Origin of the sequence: Bradyrhizobium sp. LTSPM299 (assembly GCF_000938235.1) — a bacterium.
Classification (GTDB): domain Bacteria; phylum Pseudomonadota; class Alphaproteobacteria; order Rhizobiales; family Xanthobacteraceae; genus Bradyrhizobium.
In genome coordinates this window covers 115,231-137,296 of the sequence record NZ_JYMU01000081.1, presented here as the reverse complement: position 1 = coordinate 137,296, position 22,066 = coordinate 115,231, and the positions used below count along the sequence as shown (strand labels likewise).

The window sequence follows — 22,066 nt, the reverse complement described above, 5'->3', positions numbered from 1 at the left end:
TAGTCGTTGTTTCTTCTCTCATTTTTCTCGCTTTTTCTGCCAGAAAACTCAATTAGGACAAGGAGGTAGGTCATGTATCGGTTTCGTTCACTTGCTCTTTTGGTTGGATTGTTGCTTCCCGCAGTCTTATCGGCTCCTGCCCATGCCCAAGCGACCAGGACGTGGGTTTCGGGTGTCGGCGATGACGTCAACCCGTGCAGCCGCACCGCACCCTGCAAGACGTTTGCCGGTGCCATTTCGAAGACGGCGGCGGGCGGTGAAATAAACTGCCTCGATCCGGGCGGTTTTGGTGGCGTCACGATCACCAAGGCGATGACCCTCAACTGCACAGCGACCCTTGGTTCGATTCTTGTGGCCGGCACGCCGGGCGTCACGATCAATGCTGGTGCAACCGACCGGGTCACTTTACGCGGAATCCAGATCCAGGGACTCAATCAGACTCCGGCGCCCGGAACCATCGGCGTTCGAATCATTGGTGCAGCTGTGGTCTCGATTGAAGACTGTGTGATCACCGCGTTTGGGCAGCAGGGAGTTTCCGATGCGCGAACAGCCGGTAACACCAAGCTTCTCATCAGGAACACCATTATCAGTAACAACACATCGACCGGTGTTGCCGGTGTCGCAACAGGCCCCAACAACATCGAGCTTGAGAACGTGAGCTTGATCAACAACCTCTTCGGTGTTGCTGCAGGCACCGGCAACAATATTGTGGCCAAGCGGTCGGTCTTCTCCGGCAACACGAGCGCAGGGGTCGAGGCCGATTCGGGAGGGTCTGTCAGCGTCGACGACAGCGCGATCAGTGGCAACACGACGGGTATCCTGGGCACCGGCAATCTCCGCGTGTCGAACTCCGATATCGTCTTCAATGGAACTGCGTTCGGAGGGGCTTCTGTGACGTACGGGAACAACAGGGTCGTTGGTACGCTCGGAACAACTCCGACGCCCGCGAGTCAGCAGTAAGGCATTTAGGTTCTTTCCCAATCCTGCGAGCAAGTGATCCTGAAGCCTCGGGCCCCTTCGGCCCGAGGCCTATTATTTCGCGCGAAGATTGTCGTCGGCTTGGTCCCCGGCAAGCCTCCTCAGGTATTGCGGCGCTTCCGGACCGGTGTTGAACAGCAGATCCAGCACCGTGACCGCATGTTCGAAGCCGCCGTGAAGCTGCGGGTACTCGTGATACCCCTCGTAGCTCATCCATTCCGCCGTGATCCCGGCATCGGCGAACATTGCCTCATCGAAGTACCCTCGCGCAGAGGGACCGCTAAGATAGCGGTTTGCGCCGGCCGCGCGAGCGATTCCCAATAGCCGTTCAGTCTTTGTGCCTTCCACCGGATAAATCGTATCGACGACAATACGGGTTCTGAATCCGAAAAGCGTCGCGATATTGCGAAGGAAGATCGCGTTGACGTCGGTCAACCGCGATTGCTGGTCAGCAGCCTCGTACCAGCTCCTTACCAGGGGCGCGAACTGCTCGAAGAATGTCGCGTGCTTGTAGGCATGCTCGATCGCGTGCCAGTGCTTGTCAGCCCACTTCTTTTCGATCTCGACCTCATTGATCGGCTGTTCGAACCGTCCCTTGGTGATCACCGGGATGGTGAGCCATTGGGGGCCGTTAGCGGTCTTGATCAGGTTGCGGTTATGCCAATGCCGCTTTGCGTACTGCACGCTGTCGAATATCACGTATTCGTCGCATTGCCCGATCAGGTCGAAAAAACCCTTCCAGGGAATGTAGCAGGATTGGATGATGCAAACGCGCACGTGTGACTTACCGGGAAATTGATGACGCTGATCGCTGCTGGCCAGCAATCCTTTCGATGCTTATAATCATCCGATGGTCAAATTACCAAATATCCCGATCATTTTCGACTGTTGCGCTCGTTCATCATGACCGCTTCAGTTCGCCCCCGGCGGCGGTGTCTTGCCTGCGCGGCCGGAGAGGATCTGCCTGCGAACGAGCCTGTTTGGCCCCTCGGTTGGCAATGTCGAGCCTGCGGGCACCAAGTTGCCGAGCAGGACGGGATTCCGACTTTTGCGCCGGAGCTTGCCGACACGATCAGCGGTATGGATCCCAAAAATTTCGAGATGCTTTCCAAGGTCGAGGCCGAGCATTTCTGGTTTGTCGCGCGCAATGAGCTCATTGTTGGCCTTATCGACAAGTTTTTTCCTGACGCGCGACGCTTTCTCGAGATTGGCTGCGGCAACGGAGCCGTACTGAGCGCTGTGGCTCGATCGCGAGACTGGGAGCGTCTGGTCGGCTCCGAATTGCACCCGTCGGGGCTGGCCTATGCGCGGCAGCGCATGCCGACCGGCGTCGAGTTCGTCCAGATGGATGCGCGCAACATCCCAGCCGTCGGCGTATTCGATCTCACCGGCGCCTTCGATGTGATCGAGCATATCGCCGACGACGAGGGCGTGCTGCGCGGGATGCGTGCCGCGACGCGTACCGGAGGCGGCATTATCATCGCCGTGCCCCAGCATCCCTGGCTGTGGAGCCACGCGGATGACATCGCCTATCACCAGCGGCGCTACCGCCGCGGAGAACTGGAAGCCAAGCTTCGCCACAACGGCTTCGAGGTGCTGTTCTCGACATCCTACACCTCCGTCCTGCTGCCGTTGATGATCGTGAGCCGTCTCAAGAGCCGCGGCAAGGGTGGCAACGACGACATCGAGCGGGAGTTCACGCTGGACCCGCGGATCAATGGTCCGTTGACCGCCGTCCTTCGCGCCGAGGTTCGTCTGACCCTGGCTGGATGGCGATGGCCGGCCGGCGGCAGCCGCGTCGTGGTTGCCCGCGCGGTGTGAGCCCAACCGGATTGAGCGAAGAAGCGGTCGTGAGGGTGGGACGGGGGACATCTATACACTGATTTGCGATTTCGATAAACCGAAATATTTTTGCCGCGGGCTCTTGCCATGTCGGGCAAATCGGCGCTAACGGCCCGGCCGCTCGGTGCAGGCAGCGCTGCGGTTCTGATTCCAATCAGAGCCGAAAATGCTCTAGCTAGAGCGTTTTCGAGCCAACGGGTCGCGCGAATGCGCACCCGATGACAGGCTCCGTGGATACCGGTTCGCGTGAAGAAAACGCATCAAAACAAGAATCTAGAGCTCCGTTCCGATTCCATCGGAACGGAAATCGCTCTAGTGTCCGCGCCAGAGCCACGCGATGGGATTGATGATGACCCGCCTTGAGGATTTGAGCCGAATGAGACGCAGCCTGCCGTCACAGCTTGCTGTCATCGCCGCCGCGATGGCCCTTCTCACAGTCACGACCGGCAGCGCACCGGCGCAATCGCTGAGCCAGGGCGTCTCAGCCGTCAATCGCCAGGACTATCAGCGGGCGTCGCGGATCTTCATTCCGCTGGCCGAACACGGCAATGCTTCGGCGCAGGCCTATCTCGGCTTCCTGTTCGAGACCGGTCGCGGCGTGCCGCAGAACTACACGGAAGCCGCGATGTGGTATCGCCGTGCCGCGGAGCAGGGCGACAGCCTGGCGCAATACTCGCTCGGGCTGCTCTACGACCGCGGCCAGGGCGTGCCGCGCGACATCGTGGAAGCCGGCAAATGGCTCAATTTGTCGACCGCGGCCGCACCGCCCAGGGCGCGCGAGGCGCGGCAACGCATCCGCGACGCCGTCACCGGCAAGATGTCCCGTGGCGAGATCGCGCAGGCGCGGCAGCGGGCGTTGGAATGGGCGCCCACCCGGGAGCGATGAGATAATACAGTCGCTTTGAACGAATCAAGAAGTCCGGTTGACTATGACGCCCAAATATCGTGCCGATATTGATGGTCTTCGTGCCGTTGCCGTCGTGCTGGTGGTCGCGTTCCATGCGTTTCCCGACGTCGTACGCGGCGGATTCATCGGCGTCGACGTTTTCTTTGTAATCAGCGGTTATCTGATCACCGGCATCATCCTAGCGGATCTGGAGGCATCCAAGTTTACCTTCCGCGGCTTCTACACGCGGCGAGCGCGCCGGATCGTTCCGGCGCTCGCCCTCGTCATCGCGGCCACATTGGTCATTGGATGGTCGCAGCTTCTGCCGACGACCTATCAAGGCCTGGCGCGGCACGCGTTCGCCGGCGCGCTGTTTTTTCCGAACTTCCTGTCGTGGAGCGAGGTTGGATATTTTGACGGAGCGGCGGAGACCAAGCCCTTGCTGCACCTCTGGTCGCTCGGCGTCGAGGAACAATTCTATCTGGTCTGGCCGCTGTTCCTGCTGCTGCTCAAGCGGCTGTCGATCCGGCTCGTCCCGATTCTCTCAGTCGTCGTGGTGGCATAGCTTATCATCCCACCGAGGCCTTTTATGCGCCCTGGTCGCGACTGTGGGAGCTCGGAATAGGGGGAGTCCTCGCGTGCCGCCCTCAGAACGTGACGAGCCGCAACCCAATCTCTTATATCGGAATTGCACTCATTGTTGGAGGTGCGCTGGTCTTGACAAAGGCTAGTCCTTTTCCGGGCGCACTTGCGCTTTTCCCCGTCATTGGAACCGTGCTTGTTATCGTCTTCGGTTCGGACCTGCTTGGCCGGAAGGGCCCCGAATTCGTCGGGCTGATCAGTTACCCGCTTTATCTCTGGCACTGGCCTCTTCTTTCGTTCGCGGCGACTGCAGGCGCGACGTCGCTGGCGACAAGGGCGGCCGTGGTTGTGGCGAGCTTTGCGCTGGCAACACTGACGATGATCCTCGTTGAGCGTCCTGTCCGGTTCGGGTCCCTGCGGAAATGGGGGGGGCCGCTGGCGGTCACCGCGATGACCCTCGTCGTCGGTCTGTCGGGCATAATCTGGCGAAGCGGCGGACTGCTTTGGCGATATCCTGACGAAATCCAGAAGGTGCTTACGACCCTGCGATACGACGGCGCGTCAAATGCAAGAGTGTCGAAGTGCTGGCTGGACACGGAAGGGAAGTTTGCAGACTACAGCGCCGAATGCAACCGGGGCGCTACGCTGATCTGGGGCGATTCATATGCCGGCCGGCTCTATGCGGGGCTCAAGCGGGACGGCATCGACATCGCGCAATTCACGCGGGATTCCTGCCCTCCGTCCACGATCGGCAGCTACGAGAATTGCGAGAATAGCAACCTCGCCGTGCTTCGAAAGATAGCCGAGCTGAAGCCGAAAACAGTGATTCTGTTCGCGAGTTGGGCCAGCTACAGGAACTATCAACAGGACAACGTGCAAGACGAAGGGCTCGTGGCTGTGCTAAAGGAGCTCAAACAGCACGTCGATGATGTCGTCGTTGTCGGGCAGGCTCCAAACTGGGCGCCCGACCTTCCCACCGAAGTCTACGGCTTCTGGCATTCGACCGGCAGGCTTAGTGACCGATTGCCGCCGAAGCCGTTACCCTATGACAAGATCAACCAGGCGCTCGCCGGCATGTCGGCCAACACGCACGTGCGCTCCGTTTCACCGTTTATCGCGCTTTGCAATCAACAAGGCTGTCTCACGCACAGTCCGAAATCTCAAGCGGAATTGCTGTCGTGGGATTCCGGCCACCTGACGGCCGCGGGCGCGAGGCTAGTGGGAGCACTCTTACAGTTGGATTGAGTTCACACGGCCGTAATCCGGCTAGCCAAGGATGGCTTCCGCCAGCCAGCCGAACCAGATCGCCGGCGCCAGGAACAGGCCGAAGGGCAGGAAGGCGTTCGATCGCAGCGGCCGCTTCAGCAGCACGCCATTGGCGACATAGGCCGCCAGCGCAGCCAACGTTGCGGCCTCAACCACGGCAAACACGGTGACCAGACCGAGCCAGGCGCCGGCAACGGCGGCGAGCTTGATATCGCCGAGCCCGAGCCCGTCGCGGCCGCGCCAGGCGCGGTAGCCGGCCATCAGCGCCAGGAACGGCAATGCGATCGCAAGCGCCCGGCCGGCTGCCCAGAGCAGGGTGTACCAGCCGGCGTCCGGACCCACGGTCGCGGCTCTGAGCAGCGCCAGCGCGGCTGCGGCACCCGCCAGCTCGTTCGGAATGATATAGCGTCGTGCATCGGTGGCGGCGATCGCCAGCATCAGGGCCCCGAGCAACGCGCCCAGCACGCCATCCGGGCCGGGCACGGTCAGCAAGCTGGCCGCTACGACGGCAACCAGGACAATGGCGAGACCGAATTGGCGGAGTGGCTCCATTGTCACCGGATCAGGCACGGCCACAAACTAGCGCGCTGGCACCCCGGGCGGGGTGGTCACGACGACGGGATTGCTGGTCCCGACCAGCCGGCTGTTCATCTTGCTGCGCATCTCCTCGGCGATCACATGCGCATCGACCGCGTCGCGCACCAGCGTCGGGCGGATGAACAGGATCAACTCGGTACGCGTCCGCGAGGTGACCTGGTGGGAGAACGCATCGCCCACGCCGGGGATCGAATCCAACCCCGGAATGCCCTGGCGCTGCTTGTTCTCGGTCTCGGTGATCAGGCCGGCCAGCAGCACGGTCTGGCCGCTGGTGACGGCGATCGAGCTCTTGACGCGGCGCTGCGCGATGGTCGGCGTCAGGCCGCCGGCGCCGGCGGAGGAGACGCTGGAGATCTCCTGTTCGACGTCGAGCACGATGTGGCCGTTGGCGTTGGCGCGCGGCAGCACACGCAGGATGATGCCGGTGTTCTTGTAGTCGATGGTGTTGACCACGGTGTTGTTGGCGGTCAGCACGGTGGCGGTGCCGGTCGAGTAAGGCACCTGGTCGCCGACCTGCAGCGTCGCCGCCTGGTTGTCGAGCACGACCAGCGACGGATTGGACAGCACCTTGACGTCGGTGACGTTATGCAGCGCGTCGAGGATGACGCGCGGCGAGTTCTCCGAACCGATCAGGAAATTGAAGCCGGGCAAAGCGCGGTTCAGCAGCGCGTTGGCGGCGGCGTTCACGGCGTTGCTCGGCGGCTCGGTGGTGTTGGTCGAGCCGGCGCCGGTCGAAACCGTGTTGGAGATCGAGCCTTTCTGGCTCGCCAGGAAGAACTGCACGCCGTAGTTCAGCTGATTGTTCAGCGTCACTTCGGCGATCGTCGCCTCGATCGCGATCTGGCGCTGCGGCCGGTCGATCTGGCGGATGGTCTGTTCGATGACGCGCTGCGAGTCGCCACTGGCGTAGACCAGCACAGCATTGTTGGTGATGTCGGCGGTGAGGCGGACATTGGGCAGGAAGCTGCTGTTGCTCGCCTTGTTGCCTTGCGCTCCGAGATTGCCCGACAGCTGGTCCGTGCCTGTCGCGGAGGGGGCGGCGCGCGCGTTCAGCGGTGCGCCGCCGGCGCCAGTGACCTGCGTCGCCGCCCCGGACGCCGCGGTCGGCATCGCGCTGAGCGCGGCGACTGGGTTGCTGCCCGACGAGGACGTCGTCACGCCCGAGCCCGGCGCGATCTGGCTGGTGCCGTTGTCGAGGGACGAGGTGCCGCTGGAGGGGGCGATCAGCATGTCGTTGAGCAACGCCACTACCGTCTTCGCGTTGCCGTAACGCAGCGGATAGGATTTCAGATTCACCGCCTCGGTGTCGGAGCGGTCGAGCCGTGCGATCCAGGTGGCGGCGCGTTTGAGATAGTCGGGCTTCTGGCTCACCACGAGAATGGCGTTGAGGCGGTTGATCGCCTGGAACTTGACGACATTGGCGCTCAGCCCGCCCTCGCCGGAATCCATCAGCTTCTCGAGCTCTGTTATCAGCGGCTCTGGCGATGAATTGTGGACCGGGAAGATACCGGCCGATTGTCCGCGCATCCAGTCGGCGTCGAAGCTCAGGATGGTGTCGATCGTCGCCGCGCGATCGGATCCGCTGCCGGTGACGATCAGCGTGTTGCGCCCGTTGTCGGGCCGCAGCGTGGTGGCCTTCGCGCCGAAGCCGTCGAGCAGCTTGAAGATCGTCTGGGCCGAGACGTAGCGCAGCGGCACCACGCTGATGCCTTGTCCGGCCTCGGCGGTGTCGTTGCGGTCGATGCTGCCGGGGCCTGCTTCCGCCGCGGGCAACAGCCGATAGCTGCCACCGCGGTCGCGCACCAGGGCGACGCCCGACATCCGCAGCGCATTCTCGAGAACGTAGATCGCGTCCGCTTTCGGCACCGGCCGGACCGAGGCCAGCGTCACAGTGCCCTGCACGCGCGGGTCGATCGTGTAGCCGACGTTCAATACGTCACCAAGGATGACCTTTGCGACGGACGCGACCGGCGCGTTCTCGAAATTGAGATCGTAGCCGTTGCCGCCGCCATCGCGATCGGCGATTGCGCCGCCGGTGGGTGTCGTGCCGTCGCTGAGATAGATCGCCGGCCGTGACGCGTCCTGCTGCCGCAAGCCGCCCGCGCCCGTATCCGTGGTTTGACGGGGCAACAGGTCGATCGAATTGACCTTCTCGGCGATGTCCTGCGGGCGGGGGTCTTTTGGGCTCTTCTCGACCGATTGGTCGGCGGTGACGATGCACGCGGTCAGCGCGAAGGCGGACAAAAATAGAACGAGCGTTCCAGCCAACCCTGAACGCAGGCGCGAAAGCGGGTGCACCACTTTGAACAAAATACGCCTACCGATACGCAGTTAAAACTGAAAGTAGGTCCGGTCCGCCACGGCCCGGACTTGCTAAATTTGCGCCACGATTATGTTTTTGCTACTAGAAGAGTCAAGCGCTAAGGCCCTGTTGCTACAGGCAATCGCTGTTGTATTCCAGTAACAAGGTTAGCGGTGGGAATTCGATGCGCGACCTGTCCGCAGAGACCTTCCGACAGCATCTCCTCGAAAAATACTCCCTGCCGCCGCGCGCACGCGCGCGTGCCCAGCATGCCGCCAATTCAACCCTGGCGCGTCCGTTGCGCGAATTGTGGGAAGCGACCGACCTGTCGGCCGCCGAATTCGCCGATGAGGTCTCCAACTATTTCGGCGTGGTGCGCCTGACCCTGCCGCAACTGCTCGCAGCAACGCCATGCCTTGACGGGTTCTCGCGCCGCTTCCTGCGGGAGTCCACGATCTTCCCGTTCCGCGCACCGAACGGCGGCTATCGCATCGCGGTCGCCGATCCCTCCGACACCGCCGCCATTCGCGCCGCCGAGATCGTGTTCGGCGAGCCGGTCGAGGTCGCCGTGGCATCGTTCGAGGATGTCACGACCGTGCTCGACCAGCGCATCGAGGCCGACGGCGCCGGCACTGAGGAGAGTGCGAAAGGATCGAGCCAGCAATCCGACGACGATATCGAAAGCCTGCGCGATCTCGCCAGCGGCGCGCCCGTGGTGCGCGCGCTCAACGATCTGCTCGAGCGTGCCGTCGAGCTGCGCGCCAGCGACATCCACATCGAGCCGTTCCGCACCGGTCTCGTGGTTCGCTTCCGCGTCGACGGCCTGCTGCGCGCGATCCCGTCGCCCTCGGGGATTCCGCCACAAGCCTTGATCTCGCGCGTGAAGATTCTCGCAGGGCTGAACATCGCCGAGCGCCGCCTGCCGCAGGACGGCGCGGCGCGCGTCCGCGTCAGCCGCGCCGAACTCGACGTTCGCGTCGCGACGATGCCGACGCAGGCCGGCGAAAGTGCTGTGATCCGCCTGCTGCCGCGCGACCGCGGCCTGCTCGAGATGAGCAAGCTCGGGCTGGCTTCGCGCGACGAGAAGACCATGTCGCAGCTATTGGCGCTGCCGCACGGCATGATCGTGGTGACGGGCCCGACCGGCAGCGGCAAGACCACGACGCTGGCCACCATGCTGTCGATCCTCAACGAGCCGACGCGCAAGATCCTGACCATCGAGGACCCCGTCGAATACGAGATTCCGGGCATCAACCAGTCGCAGGTGAAGCCGGCGATCGGGCTGACCTTTGCCTCGGCGATGCGCTCCTTTGTCCGCCAGGACCCCGATGTGATCATGGTCGGCGAAATCCGCGACGCCGAGACCGCGCATATCGCGATCCACGCGGCGCTGACCGGCCATCTTGTTCTGACCACGCTGCACACCGAGACCGCGGCGGCCGCGGTGCCGCGGCTGATCGATCTCGGCATCGAGGGCTTCCTGCTGAAGTCGACGCTGCGCGCAGTGGTAGCGCAGCGGCTGGTGCGCGTGCTGTGCGACCGTTGCAAGGTGCCGCACACGCTATCGAGCACCGACATCGACAAGGACCCGCGCTTTGCCGTGATCGGCTTCAAGGCCGGCGAAGTGGTTCACGAGGCCGGTGGTTGCGAGCGCTGCGGCGGCACCGGCTATCGCGGCCGCAACGGCGTGTTCGAGATCCTCGAAATGACCGATGAAGTGCGCAGGCTGATCGGACCGCAGACCGATTCTCACTCGATCGACCAGGCTGCGATGGCCGGCGGCATGACCACGATGCTGGTGGATGCGGTCGCCAAGTGCCGCGCCGGCATGACCACCGTGCCCGAGGTATTCCGCGTCACGACGATCCGGTGATGTGATGCCGAGCTACCGCTATCGCGCAATGAACTCTGACGGCGAGCTGGTCTCCGGCGCGATCGCGGCGCCCGCCGCCGGTGACGTCGCGGCGAGGATCGAGCGGTTGGGTCTGGTGCTGGTCGACAATGTCACGCTGGAGGAGGGCAGCCCAGCGGGCCGCGCCTTCAGCCTGTTCAACCAGCCGAAACCGGAGGACGTCACGATCTTCACCCGCGATCTCGCGCTGCTGCTGCGCGCCGGCGCGCGGATCAATGACGGCCTCGAGCTGCTCGCGGCCGACCGCGATTTCGGCCGGCTGCGACCGGTGGTCGCCGACATCCGTTCCCGCGTTGTGGCCGGCGAGAGCCTTGCCGAGGCCATGGCGCGGCATCAGGGATTGTTTCCGCCGATGTATGTCGCGCTCATTCGCGTGGGCGAGGCGTCCGGCTCGCTCGACCGGGTGCTGGAGGTGCTGGCCGATGAACGCAGCCGCACCGAGACGCTGAAGCGCCGGCTCGGCGATGCCGTGCGCTATCCGCTGTTCGTGCTCGGCGCCGCCAGTTGCGTGCTGCTGTTCTTCCTGACCTTCGTGCTGCCGCAGTTCGCCAATGTGCTGCAGGATTTCGGCGCCAAGGTCGATCCGTTCGTGCTCGGGTTCCTCAACCTTTCGACCTTCCTGCGCGCCAATTCGGATGCGGTGCTGGCGATCCTTGCCGCCGTGATTGCGATCGGCTGGCTGTCGCTACGGCGGGAAGGCGTCCGCCGCAGCCTGATGACCGCGCTGACGCGGCTGCCGGCGATCCGCGAGGTGATGAAATATTACCGGACGTCGCTGTTTTGCCGTAACCTCGGGCTGCTGCTCGGCAGCGGCGTCCATTTGACGACGACCTTGCGCATCCTAGTCGACATGATGGCCTCGATCGGCTCGCCCACGGTGTGGATCGACGCCGCCGATCGGGTCCGGCATGGCGCCAAATTGTCGGATGCGATGGCCGATACCGAGGCGCTGCCGGCGATGGCCGTGCGGATGCTGCGGCTCGGTGACGAGACCGGGCAGTTGCCGATGCTGGCGGGCCGGGTCGCGGAGTTTTATGAGGCCAAGCTGCAGCGCACGCTGGATCGCGTGGTCGGCATCGCCGGTCCCGCGGCGATCATCGTGATCAGTTTCGTGGTCGGTGGATTGATTGTGTCCGTGATGACGGCGCTGATGTCGGTCAGCCAGCTGGTCGATTGAGGTTTGTTGATTGAGGTTGTTCGAGATGAAGATATTGCAGACATCCGTCACGAGGCCGGCGCGACGCCGGCGCAACGGCGAGGCCGGCTTCACGCTGGTCGAGATCCTCGTCGTCATCACCATTATCGGCCTGATCATGGCGCTGGTCGGGCCGCGGGTGCTCAACTATCTCAGCGAGTCCAAGGCCAAGGCGGCGAAGATCCAGATCGAGAGCTTTTCCAGCGCGCTCGATCTCTATTATCTCGACCTCGGCCGCTATCCGAACAGCAATGAGGGACTGACCGCATTGGCGCGCAGCAACAACGCGGCCGGTTGGAACGGCCCCTATCTGCGCGGCGGCGTCGTGCCCAACGATCCCTGGGGCCACGGCTACATCTATCGCTCACCGGGCGAGCGCGGACCCTATGACATCATCTCGCTCGGTTCCGACGGCCAGGAGGGCGGCAGTGGCACGGCAGCCGACATCATCAGCGGCACACGCTGACCGAGCGCGAGGCGAGGCGGGTTTCGCGCTGATCGAAATCCTCTGCGTGCTCGCGATCATCGGCCTGCTTGCGGCCATCATCCTGCCGGCGATCCCGCGCGCCACCTCGCGGGCGCGGCTGGAAAGCTATGCGGTCGCGACCGCGGCGCTGCTCAAGGCCGACCGCAGCGCGGCATTGCGCCGGCACGTCCAGATCGCGACGCTGGTCGATGCCGAGGCGCGCGCGATCCGCTCCGGGGCCACCGGCCGGATCGTCCGGTTGCCTGATGATGTCACCATCAACACCGCGCTGGCGTCGCGCTGCGCGGACCGTAGCGCCGGCCGCTCGATCGATTTCTTTCCGTCAGGCATGTCCTGCGGTGGGGCGATCGCGCTGGCACGGCCCGGCATCGGCTACGAGGTCCGCGTCAACTGGCTGACCGGGGGGGTCGACATTGTCGTGCAGCCGCAAAAGATCCTCTAACGGCGAGCGGGGCTTTACGCTGATCGAGGCGCTGGTGGCGCTGGCGATCATCGCGGCTGTGCTGGGCTCGATCGGTGGCGTGATCGCCACCACGGTGCAGGGCACCCGCGCGATCGACCAGAAGCTGGCGCTGAGCGGCGCCGCCGAAACCGTGCTGGCCGGACTCCCGGCGCGCAACGCGCTGAAGGTGGGAAGGCAGTCCGGCGCGCTGGCCGGGCATCGCTGGCGCATCGACGTCGCGCCGATCAATGCCGCGGCCGCCGATGCTCCGTCGAGCCGCTTCGTGCCGCTCGCGGTCAACATGCGGATGCAGGGGCCAGGCGGGGCGCAGATCCAGGTCACGACCGTGCGGCTGGTGCCGAAGGCCGCCGAATGAGACCGCGGCGGTCATTGCGTAGATATCGGCGTAATTTTTGGCGCGATGAGGCCGGCTTCACGCTGCTCGAGGTGTTGCTGGCGACGCTGTTGATGACGGTGATCCTCGCCGCGCTTGCCACCGTCACGGCGCAATGGCTGCCGAACTGGAACCGCGGCATCATCAGGGTGCAGCGCGCCGAGCGGCTGGCGATCGGGCTGGAGCGGGCGCTCGCCGATCTCTCGGTCGCCGAGATGGTACCGATGAGCGGGGATGGCAAGCGGCCGCTGTTCGAGGGCTCCGAGCTCTCCGTCACCTTCGTGCGCACGGCGGTCGGGCCCAATACCCGTCCCGGCCTCGAGATCATTCGCTTAATGGAGAAGGCCGACGCCCAGGGGCTGGCGCTGGTGCGTGAGCGCGCGCCGTTCAGCCCGATGCCGGCGGATGCGCAGATTCGGTTTGCCGATCAGGTGGTGCTGATCCGCGCGCCGTTCCGCGTGACCTTCGCCTATGCCGGGCCCGACCAGGTCTGGCAGCCGAGCTGGCGCGACCAGGTTCAGTTGCCGAGCATGGTCCGCGTCTCCGTGCGCGATACCGGCACCGGGCAGGTGCTGGCGGTCTCGAGCGCCGCGATTGTGCATGTCAATGCGCCGGCGGAATGCGCGCGCGCGAAGAACGCCGTGGCCTGTCTCGCGGCGCGGAGCAATCCGGCTGTCGACAAGAAGGAGGAGCAGCTTTGACCGCCGCGCCCCACGATAGCGTGCGAGGCCAAGGATCGGAGCATGGATCGGAGCGTGGCTTCATCGTGATCGCGGTGCTATGGATCCTTGCCGCGCTCGCGGCGCTGGTGCTGGTCTATCTCACCTACGTTACCAACACCGCCGTGGTCGTGGCCGGCAGCACCGACCGGATCCAGGTCGAGGCGATGGTCACCGCCGGCGTCGAGCTGACCGCGCTGAAATTGTCTGCTTACAGCAATGTCGCGCGCCCGAGCAGCGGAACTTTCAACGCCCGGGTCGGCCCCGGCCGGGTGTTCGTGACCTTCCGTTCTGAGGCGGCGCGGATCGACCTCAATGTCGCGTCGAAGCGGCTGTTGTCGGGCCTGATCGCGGGGCTCGGCGTCAGCCCGTCCGATGCGGCCAGCTATGCCGACCGCATCCTGGCCTGGCGGGCGCCGACCGAGCTCGGCGACAGCGATCCCGAGACGGCGTTCTACAAGACCTCGGGCGTTGCCTATTTGCCGCGGCACGCGCCGTTTCCGGCACCGGAGGAGCTGTGGCTGGTCTACGGGATTCCGCGTGCGGTGATCGAACGCATGCTGCCGTTCGTGACTGTGTTCAGCAACCTGCCGCAGGTCAACGTGCTCGACGCCGCGCCGCAGGTGCTGGCCGCGCTACCGAACATGACGCCGGAGACGCTGCAGGCGGTGCTGTCGCAGCGCGCCGACCCCACGGTTGATCCGCGCGCTTTGATCGGCACCAGCGGCGGCGAGGGGGCGACGATCGCCGCATCCACGGCCTACCGCGTCACCGTCGATGCCGAGTTCGGTGACGGCAGGCGCCGCGGCAGCGAGGTGGTGATCCTGCTTCTCGACAGCGGCGACGAGCCCTATCGTGTATTGTCGTGGCGCAACAATTCCGACGGCAGCACGGCGCCGCAGAGGGCCTCTTCGAGATGACCATGTTTTCGACCATCGGCGCGACCGTGAGCGCCTGGACCGGAAGCGTCGCGAACGCGATCATCGCCTGCGTCAATCGCATCGTCTCGCCGCGCGTGGTGCGTCTGGTCGAGGCCGACGACGGCGGCTTCGCAGTGCAGGTGACCGGCAAGATCGACAATCTTCCCTCGCACATCGCGTATGCCGACGGCGCGCTGACGGCGCCCAATCTCGCAGCCCTGTTCCGCGGCAGAAGGGTCGAGATCATCCTGCAGCCGAAGCGTTTCCTGTTCCGGCCGCTGGAATTGCCGGCACGGGCGGCCGACTTCATCGAAGGCATCGTGCGCGCGCAGATCGACCGGCTGACGCCGTGGAGTGCAGCTGAGGCGGTGTTCGGCTGCACCGCGCCGGTTGCCGGCGGCAGCGACACCATCTCTACCATGATCGCCGCCACCACGCGCAAGGTTGCGACTACCTACACGCAGGCCGTGGCTGCGTTCCATCCGTCGGCGGTCGCGGTCTGCACCGGCGTCGAAGGCCAGGCGAACCCCGTCAAGGTGTTCGAGCAGAGCGCGCGCGGCCATCTCGATGCGGCACGGCTGAGCCGGGTGCTGCAGCTGGTGCTCGGCGTTGTCGCCGTGGTCGCGGTCCTGGCGATCGGCGTGTCGGCCTATGTCGGAAGCAGCCTCGGCGCCCAGGAGGATGAGCTGGCGCGGCAGATCTCGACGCGGCGCGCGGCGATCCGCGCCGGGGGCGACGGCGGCGATCGCTCACCGGTCGCGGCGCTGGAACGGCGCAAATACGAGACGCCGGCGAGCGTGATCGTTCTGGAGACGCTGAGCCGGCTGCTGCCCGACCATACCTACGTCACCGAATTGCATCTCGCCGGCAACAAGCTGCAGATCTCGGGCATCACCACCGATGCGCCGTCGCTGATCCCGCTGATCGAGCAGTCGCAGCACTTCACCCGCGCGACTTTCTACGCGCCGACCACGCGCGCGCCGTCCGATCCCGGCGAGCGCTTCCACATCGAGGCCCGGGTCGAGCCCAAGAACAACATGGGCAACGCTGTCGGCAACACGGTGGCGCCATGAGCGCGGGCAACATCGTGACGCGCACGCTGGCGCAGTCGCCGCTGATCGCAGTGGTGCTCTATCTCGTCGTGCTCGGCGGGCTCGTGGCCGCAGGTGCGGTCGCGGTCGCCGACATCTTCGACCACCAGCGCGCGCTGGCGCAGACCTCGGACATGCTGGAACAAATGCGCGGGCGCAAGCCGCGCAGCCCGGCCGCGCTGTCGGCCGAGCATCCCGGCACGCCGTTCCTCGAAGGGCCGACGGTGACGGTTGCGGGGGCGGCGCTGCTGCAGCGGGTCGCGGCCGCGGTCGGCAATGTCGGCGGCACGGTGCAGTCCTCGCAGGTCGACGTGCTCGGCACCCAGGCCAAGGACGGCTACGTCGGCCTCGTCGTCAGCTGCGAGATGGAACAGCCGGCGCTGCAGAAGTTGTTGTACGACCTCGAGGTCGGCATGCCCTATTTGTTCGTCGATCAGCTCGACGTCCAGGTGCCGCAGACCACGGCCATCAGCGACACCAACAACGGCCGCATCCGCGTCGTGCTCGGCGTCTCCGGGCAGTGGCAGGGCAGTAAGTAGCGGACGCTCTACCAACTATACTTCGCGACGCCCTTGCCGGCGTAGCTTGTGACGTTGCCGGAGAACTCGCCTTCGAAGGTGGCGGCGAGCGAGAAGCCGCTCAGCCATTTCAGCTCGGCGCCGGCGCTGACCAGTGCGGCGTCCGGATTGGGGTGCGCGCCGTTGACCACAAAGCTCGCGCCCGGCAGCGACTGGAAGATCGCGGTCACCGAGTTGGCGTTGTCGTAGTCATGCGCCCAGGCGGCGCGGCCGCGCAGCGTCAGCATCGCGTCCTGCAACGCATAGGATTTGTCGGTGCGCAGGCCGAGCTCGGTGCGAGCAGCGGTCGTGGTCTGGCCCGCATAGTTCAGCGCGAACATCGGCGTACCGATGACAGCGGTTTCGGCGTAGGACGGCAGGTGGAAGCTGATCACTTGAGCTGCCGCATAGGGCGTGATGCCGACCAGCGGCATGGCAAAGCGGTAGCCGCCCTCGAACCGGGCCGAGAAGGTTTCAGCGCGGAAGCGGCCCTGAAGCTGGTCGAAGCCGGCGAGTGTCACGGTGCGGTTGGTGGTGACGTCGTGCCAGCCATAGGCCAGCGCCGCCGACAAATAGGCCGCGCCGATGTTGTGACGGCCGTACACGCCGGCCTGGAACAGGTCGGCCGAGCCGTTGCCGAGACCGTTCGCCAGCGAATAATTGGTGCCGCCGCCGCCGAGCGCGAAACCGATCAACGTGTCCGGCGAGAGCTTGTAGTCGGCGCCCGCAGCGACGCCCCAGACCTGCGACGTGGTGTCCTGCGAGCCGACCACCGCGTTGCCGTCGGTCTTGGCCGATCCGCCATAACCCGCCGCCCAGACGCTCCAGCGGTTGAGGGGCTGCTGTGCAAACAATGGAGCCTTGGTCGCCATCGCGTAGGCGTCGCGCTCGCTGGCCGTCGCCGGGCGCCGGTCGGCATAGGCGTCCCCATCGTCGGCAAAGTGCGAGGCACTGCCCGGTGCGGTAAAGCCTGCACCGCGGCCTGCGATCGTCGGATCGAGCAGCAGATTGAGGAACTGGCTGTCGGCATTGATCGAGGACTGGATCACACCGGTGCCGAGCTCACCCGAGGCGATCGTCAGCCCGGCCGCGTTCAGCGAGGCAAACGTCGCCGGAACCGAGCCGGTCGCGGTGAAGAAGCCCGTGATCGCGTTGGCGACGTTCTGCTGGTTGACGTTCAGGCCGCCCGGCGGATTGAACAACAGCTTGATGTTGAGATAGGCGTTGTTGGTGTCGTAGCTCAGCGACGTCTGCAGGTTCGCATTGTTGGACGTGACGGTTGGATCGAAGGTCCCGCTGACGCCGGCGGTTGCATTGAGGATGGTGTACTGCCGGTTGACGTAGCTACCAGGCAGGAACACCGCGCTCACCTTCGCGCTGCCAAGGCCAAGGTTGGCGGTGCCGGTCACATTGGTGCGGCCGGAATTGGCCGGCGAGACCTGGATCATGTAGCTCGAGGCGGCGGTGAAGGAGAGGTTGCCTTGCACCGTGAGCGGCCCGAACACACTGACGCCGGTCGAGCCCGGCGCCAGCGTGCCGCCCGCGATGGATGTGGTGCCGACGATGCCGGAGCCGGCCAGCGTGGCGCCAGTATTGACCGTCGTCAGGATCGAGCTCGCGATCGAGCCATCGACCACCAGCGTGCCGGCATTGACCGTGGTGTTGCCGGTGTAGGTGTTGATGCCTGACAGCACCTGCGTGCCGCCCGCGAGGACGAAGTTGCCGCCAGCGCCACCGTCGCCGATCACGCCGGCGAAATTCCCGTTCGCGTTGGTGATCGTCAGCGTGTTGTTGCCGAGATTGACCGAACCGGTCGCTCCCCCCGACAGCGACTTGATCAACGTGCCGCCGTTGGTGAGGCCCGAAATATCGAAGATGCCGTTGTTGATGACGCCGCTGGAGGTGGCAATGCTGCCGTTAAGGCCAAAGAGGGTAACGAGATCGAGTTCGCCGCCGGCTGCGATTGTCGTCGAGCCGGTATAGGTGTTGGTGCCGGCCAGCTGTTGTACCGCGCCATTGGCGATGACGAGATTGCCGCCCGCGCCGCCGCCGATGCCGCCATCCTGGATGACGCCCGCGAAGATGGCGCCACCCGTGATGGTTAGCGTCTTTGAACCAAGCGCGACCACACCAATGCCGAATGGCTCAAACAGGCCGAAGACCGATCCACCCGAGGTGGTCTGCGAAATGTCCAGGGTGCTGTTCAGGCCCCTCGGAACATAGAGAGAATTCGGGATCGAGCCATCGCCTTTCAGCGCCAGCGTCGCGTTGGCATCGACAAACGTGTTGCCGCTGAAGACGTTGAAGCCCGTCAGTGTTTGCGTCCCGCCGGCGATTTCGAGCCTGAAGGTGCCCTGGATCGAGCCTGCGAATTCGGTCGAACCGTTGGTGATCGTGAGATTCTCGCTGCCGAGGTTGACCAAGCCGGTTGCCGCGCCCGATAGCGACTTGATCGAGGTGCCGCCGTTGGTGAGGCCCGAAGTATCGAAGGTGCCGTTGACGGTGACGCTGCTGGAGCTCGAAATGCTGCCGGAGCTGGATAGCGCCAGCGTGCCACCATTGACGATGGTGGCGCCGGTATAGGTGTTGATGCCGGTCAGCGTCAGCGTACCGGTGCCGACCTTCGTCAACCCGCCGCCGGTGCCGGAGATCACGCCGTCGACCTGGGTGGAGAGATTGTTGCTGCCGGTGGTCAGCGTTTTCGCACCGAGAACATAGCTGCCGGCGCCTTCGATTGAGCCGGCGGTCATGCCGCCCGAGGTGAGGCCCGAGATGTTGAAGGTGCCGCCCGCATTGGTAATAAAGCGCGCGCTGCCGCCGGTGCTCGTGCCGCTAAAGGTCGTCGTGGCGCCGTTGTTGGTCGTGATGGTCGCGTTGCCCGCGGTCGAAGAGTTGTTGAACTGCAGCGTTCCAGCGTTGGTGATCGTTGCAGTGGCGGCGGTCGCCGTGTTGTTGAAGGTCATCGTGCCGGAGGCGGCGTTGCCGATCGTGGCGCTGCCGGCGGACGCGTTGTCGAAGAAATCCATCGCCAAATTGTTGGTGATGTTGGCGCTGCCCGCGGTGCTGCTATTGTTGAACTGCACAATGCCGTTGTTGACGATCGTCGCCGTGCCGGCCGTACTGGTGTCGGTGAAGCTCATCGAGCCGCCGCTGACGTTGTACGTCACGGGCGCGCTGCCTCCGCTCGCGGTGCTCGAATTCGTGAACACCATTGAGGAACCGACGTTGAAGGTCTGCGTGTTGGTCGAATTGTTGGAGATCCCGACGCCATTCACCACGAAGATGTCGTTGGTGTTGATGGTGTAGGCTTGGGCATTGGGGGTGGCCGTGAACACGACGCTGCCGATATTGACCAGACCGCTGCTGTCGAGATTGGCCGGACCGGTGTTCGTAAATGTCGCGACGCCGTCCGGCACGTTCGGGTTGGAGGTCCAGTTGGTGCCATCCGTCCACTCATTGCTACTGGCGCCGGTCCAGATGCCATCGAGCGCATGTGCGGAGACGACGCCCAGCGCCGTGGTCGCGAGCAAGACCGCGATCGAATGGCGCGTCACGGACTGCAATCCGCGCTGCGCGTCCCGGCTGAGCAATTTCAGGTCGGCCATGGTGCTGTCTCAAAAATCTTTAGGTCAATGCGTCGAGCAATTCGCAAATCAGCGCCACGAACTGCACCGATTTTCGCCATGTTCTCACAGCGTTACGACGGTAGGCAACGCGCCGGGGCGGCCCGTGCCGGTGTTTTGGACTCACTTGCCAGTGTATTTTGGCGGGCGTGACTGTTTGGCAACATTTGGCAGCCGAACGCGGGCGACGATAGCCTTGGGAAGCCGGTCTCACCGTACATGGCGGGCGCGAAGCGGGGGCGTGGCCGCGAATCGCGTCTGGTTGCTGGAATGAACCGCCGCGGGTAGGCTACCGGCCAGTCGGTTACGCCGCGATCGTGTCGAGCGGCTGGTGTTGGGATCAGAATGGTCAGGTGGCCCAAAATCACGGCCCTCGCGCTGCTGTGCGAAGCGATTGTTTCGGTCGGTGTCCCGCCCGAGCTTCGGGCAGCGACCTCGTCGCTCGAGGTTCTCCCGGCCGACCGGGCCGGCGATGGCTCCGATTCCGTCGATGTCGGTGGTTTGAAGCCGCTGGCGCGACCGGTTCGGGAGCCGGCAACACCCTTGCCGGGCGGGAATCCGCTGTGGGCGGTGCCGTTGTCGGCGCTGACGGCGACCGAAGCCAGGCCGATCTTCTCGGCCTCGCGGCGTCCGCCGCAGCGTGCGGTGGTGGCCCCGACCGCCGAGTCTGCCGTCGCACCGCCGCCGGCTCCGGCTCAACCCGAGCGCCCGGCGCTGGCGCTGATCGGGGCGGTGGTCGGCGATGGTGATGCGATAGCGGTGTTTCTCGACCAGACCACGCAGCAGGTTGTCCGCCTGAGGCAAGGCGACAGCCACGCCGGCTGGCAACTCAGCGTCGTCCAGCCCCGCGAGGTGACCTTCAAGAGGGCCGACCGCAGCGAGGTTCTCGCCCTGAAGCGTCAGGAAGCCACGACGGCCCCGGCGGCGGGCGTCCCTCCAATGCCCGTGGCCGGTGCGCTCGACGGCTCCTACGCGCCCTTCACGCCGCGCTCGACGCCAAAGAATGGCGAGCCGGACGGGCTGTGAGCCTGTCCGAAATGGCCGTCATTTTCCGAGGATCTGATCCAGAAGCTCGCAAACCCGCTGCTGCTGGCTTTCCGTCAGGCCGATCCACATCGGCAGCCTGATCAATCGCTCGGACAGCGACGTCGTCAGCGGCAGATCGCCATGCGCGCGCCCGAAACGCAGGCCTGCCGGTGAGGAGTGCAGCGGGACGTAGTGGAACACCGAATGGACGCCGTTGTTCTTCAGTTTTTGCAGGACCGTTTGGCGATCAATGCCGGGCGCCAGCAGCACGTAGTACAAATGGCCGTTGTGCCGGCAATCCGCCGGTACGATCGGACGGCGAAGCAGGCTCCGCCGCTCCAGATCTTCGAGCCCGGCATGGTAACGCTGCCACAGCGCGATCCGTTCGCGCGTGATGCGTTCGGCCTCTTCGAGCTGCGCCCACAGGAATGCCGCGTTGATCTCGCCCGGCAGATAGGACGAGCCGACATCCTGCCAGGTGTATTTGTCGACCTCGCCACGGAAGAAGCTGGCGCGATCGGTGCCTTTCTCGCGGATGATCTCGGCGCGCTGCACCAGCGCGGGGTCGTTGACCAGCAGCGCGCCGCCTTCGCCCGCGATGACGTTCTTGGTCTCATGAAAGCTGAAGCTGCCGAGGTCGCCGATCGCGCCGAGCGCGCGGCCCTTGTAGAAGGCGGTCACGCCCTGTGCGGCGTCCTCGACGACAGCGAGCCCGTGCCGTCTCGCGATCGCCATGATCGCATCCATCTCACAGGCAATGCCGGCATAGTGCACCGGGACGATCGCGCGGGTGCGCGGCGTGATGGCGGCCTCGATCAGGCGTTCATCCAGGTTGAGCGTATCCTCGCGGATGTCGACGAATACAGGCATGCCGCCGCGCAGCACGAACGCATTCGCCGTCGAGACGAAGGTGTAGGATGGCATGATGATCTCGTCGCCGTCGGCGATGTCGAGCAGCAGCGCCGTCATGTCGAGTGCGGACGAGCAGGAATGGGTCAGCAGCGCCCTGGCGCAGCCGGTCTGCTGCTCGATCCATTGATGGCAACGCCTAGTGAAGCCGCCGTCGCCGGACAAATGCAAGGCGCGCTGCACCTCGGCGATATTGTCGAGCTCCTTTCCGGTCATGTAGGGCCGGTTGAAGGGAATGAAATCCGATGTCATGATGTCGCTATCGCTCCGTTCCGCGAAGGCCGGTGCGGCCGGTCTGGGCTCTGCCAAATTCGCAGTTTGGATTGCCGGAATCAATG

20 protein-coding genes are annotated in these 22,066 nt (G+C 64.7%); 15 read left to right on the top strand and 5 right to left on the bottom strand.

Going from position 1 to position 22,066, the window contains the following annotated elements; genetic code table 11:
* Positions 1–72: 72 nt before the first annotated feature.
* Entirely contained in the window at positions 73–960 is an 888-nt protein-coding gene (locus UP10_RS35470; protein WP_044591825.1) for a right-handed parallel beta-helix repeat-containing protein, read from the top strand.
* A 72-nt stretch (positions 961–1,032) separates the two neighbouring features.
* On the opposite strand, the gene UP10_RS35465 is transcribed toward UP10_RS35470, so the two are convergent.
* Positions 1,033–1,803 (bottom strand): WbqC family protein, encoded by a 771-nt coding sequence (locus UP10_RS35465; protein ID WP_245322101.1) that lies wholly within the window; start codon positions 1,801–1,803, stop codon positions 1,033–1,035.
* 78 nt (positions 1,804–1,881) lie between these two features.
* Here UP10_RS35465 and UP10_RS35460 point away from each other — a divergent pair, with 78 nt between their 5' ends.
* The 4 genes from UP10_RS35460 (at position 1,882) to UP10_RS42375 (ending at position 5,533) form a co-directional block, all read left to right on the top strand.
* Positions 1,882–2,799, top strand: coding sequence for a class I SAM-dependent methyltransferase (locus tag UP10_RS35460; RefSeq protein WP_050043967.1), 918 nt, complete (start codon positions 1,882–1,884; stop codon positions 2,797–2,799).
* 397 nt (positions 2,800–3,196) lie between these two features.
* Positions 3,197–3,706: a tetratricopeptide repeat protein gene (locus UP10_RS35455; RefSeq protein ID WP_044591823.1), complete on the top strand. Its 510-nt coding sequence runs from the start codon at positions 3,197–3,199 to the stop codon at positions 3,704–3,706.
* 43 nt (positions 3,707–3,749) lie between these two features.
* On the top strand, positions 3,750–4,271 hold the full coding sequence (locus UP10_RS42380; RefSeq protein ID WP_050043961.1) for an acyltransferase family protein: 522 nt from the start codon (positions 3,750–3,752) through the stop codon (positions 4,269–4,271).
* A 152-nt stretch (positions 4,272–4,423) separates the two neighbouring features.
* Complete coding sequence (locus tag UP10_RS42375; protein ID WP_156180578.1) at positions 4,424–5,533, top strand: acyltransferase family protein; 1,110 nt, start codon at positions 4,424–4,426, stop codon at positions 5,531–5,533.
* Between the two features lie 21 nt (positions 5,534–5,554).
* On the opposite strand, the gene UP10_RS35445 is transcribed toward UP10_RS42375, so the two are convergent.
* Together UP10_RS35445 and gspD are read right to left on the bottom strand one after the other, a co-directional pair.
* Positions 5,555–6,106, bottom strand: a complete 552-nt coding sequence (locus UP10_RS35445; RefSeq protein WP_044591822.1) for a prepilin peptidase — start codon at positions 6,104–6,106, stop codon at positions 5,555–5,557.
* A 27-nt stretch (positions 6,107–6,133) separates the two neighbouring features.
* Positions 6,134–8,452 (bottom strand): type II secretion system secretin GspD, encoded by a 2,319-nt coding sequence (gspD, locus tag UP10_RS35440; protein WP_502692373.1) that lies wholly within the window; start codon positions 8,450–8,452, stop codon positions 6,134–6,136.
* 185 nt (positions 8,453–8,637) lie between these two features.
* Here gspD and UP10_RS35435 point away from each other — a divergent pair, with 185 nt between their 5' ends.
* From UP10_RS35435 to gspM, 9 genes are read left to right on the top strand one after another with little or no spacing between them, the layout of a single operon-like run.
* Complete coding sequence (locus UP10_RS35435; RefSeq protein WP_044591820.1) at positions 8,638–10,326, top strand: GspE/PulE family protein; 1,689 nt, start codon at positions 8,638–8,640, stop codon at positions 10,324–10,326.
* A 4-nt stretch (positions 10,327–10,330) separates the two neighbouring features.
* The gene (locus UP10_RS35430; protein WP_044591875.1) at positions 10,331–11,542 is read left to right on the top strand and encodes a type II secretion system F family protein; all 1,212 of its coding nucleotides are present in this window, start codon (positions 10,331–10,333) and stop codon (positions 11,540–11,542) included.
* Between the two features lie 25 nt (positions 11,543–11,567).
* On the top strand, positions 11,568–12,026 hold the full coding sequence (gspG, locus tag UP10_RS35425) for a type II secretion system major pseudopilin GspG (RefSeq protein WP_044591874.1): 459 nt from the start codon (positions 11,568–11,570) through the stop codon (positions 12,024–12,026).
* Positions 11,989–12,489 (top strand): prepilin-type N-terminal cleavage/methylation domain-containing protein, encoded by a 501-nt coding sequence (locus tag UP10_RS35420; protein ID WP_044591819.1) that lies wholly within the window; start codon positions 11,989–11,991, stop codon positions 12,487–12,489. Before gspG ends, UP10_RS35420 begins: the two co-directional genes overlap by 38 nt.
* Positions 12,461–12,865, top strand: a complete 405-nt coding sequence (locus tag UP10_RS35415; RefSeq protein ID WP_044591818.1) for a prepilin-type N-terminal cleavage/methylation domain-containing protein — start codon at positions 12,461–12,463, stop codon at positions 12,863–12,865. Before UP10_RS35420 ends, UP10_RS35415 begins: the two co-directional genes overlap by 29 nt.
* A 14-nt stretch (positions 12,866–12,879) precedes the next feature.
* Positions 12,880–13,584 carry a prepilin-type N-terminal cleavage/methylation domain-containing protein gene (locus UP10_RS35410; protein WP_245322099.1) on the top strand — a complete coding sequence of 235 codons (705 nt, stop codon included), beginning with the start codon at positions 12,880–12,882 and terminating at the stop codon, positions 13,582–13,584.
* Complete coding sequence (locus tag UP10_RS35405; RefSeq protein WP_245322098.1) at positions 13,581–14,522, top strand: type II secretion system minor pseudopilin; 942 nt, start codon at positions 13,581–13,583, stop codon at positions 14,520–14,522. The genes UP10_RS35410 and UP10_RS35405 overlap by 4 nt, the downstream gene beginning before the upstream one ends.
* A 2-nt stretch (positions 14,523–14,524) precedes the next feature.
* Positions 14,525–15,595: a PilN domain-containing protein gene (locus UP10_RS35400; protein WP_245322097.1), complete on the top strand. Its 1,071-nt coding sequence runs from the start codon at positions 14,525–14,527 to the stop codon at positions 15,593–15,595.
* Entirely contained in the window at positions 15,592–16,152 is a 561-nt protein-coding gene (gene gspM, locus UP10_RS35395; RefSeq protein WP_044591814.1) for a type II secretion system protein GspM, read from the top strand. Before UP10_RS35400 ends, gspM begins: the two co-directional genes overlap by 4 nt.
* Positions 16,153–16,160: 8 nt before the next feature.
* Here the strand turns inward: gspM and UP10_RS35390 are convergent, their stop codons facing one another.
* Positions 16,161–19,775: an autotransporter outer membrane beta-barrel domain-containing protein gene (locus UP10_RS35390; RefSeq protein WP_044591813.1), complete on the bottom strand. Its 3,615-nt coding sequence runs from the start codon at positions 19,773–19,775 to the stop codon at positions 16,161–16,163.
* A gap of 363 nt (positions 19,776–20,138) precedes the next feature.
* Between UP10_RS35390 and UP10_RS35385 the strand changes: the two genes are divergently transcribed.
* A complete protein-coding gene (locus UP10_RS35385) occupies positions 20,139–20,819 on the top strand; it encodes a hypothetical protein (RefSeq protein ID WP_044591812.1) in 681 nt (226 codons plus the stop codon).
* A gap of 18 nt (positions 20,820–20,837) precedes the next feature.
* Here the strand turns inward: UP10_RS35385 and rffA are convergent, their stop codons facing one another.
* A complete protein-coding gene (gene rffA, locus UP10_RS35380) occupies positions 20,838–21,980 on the bottom strand; it encodes a dTDP-4-amino-4,6-dideoxygalactose transaminase (protein ID WP_044591811.1) in 1,143 nt (380 codons plus the stop codon).
* Positions 21,981–22,066 lie beyond the last annotated feature (86 nt).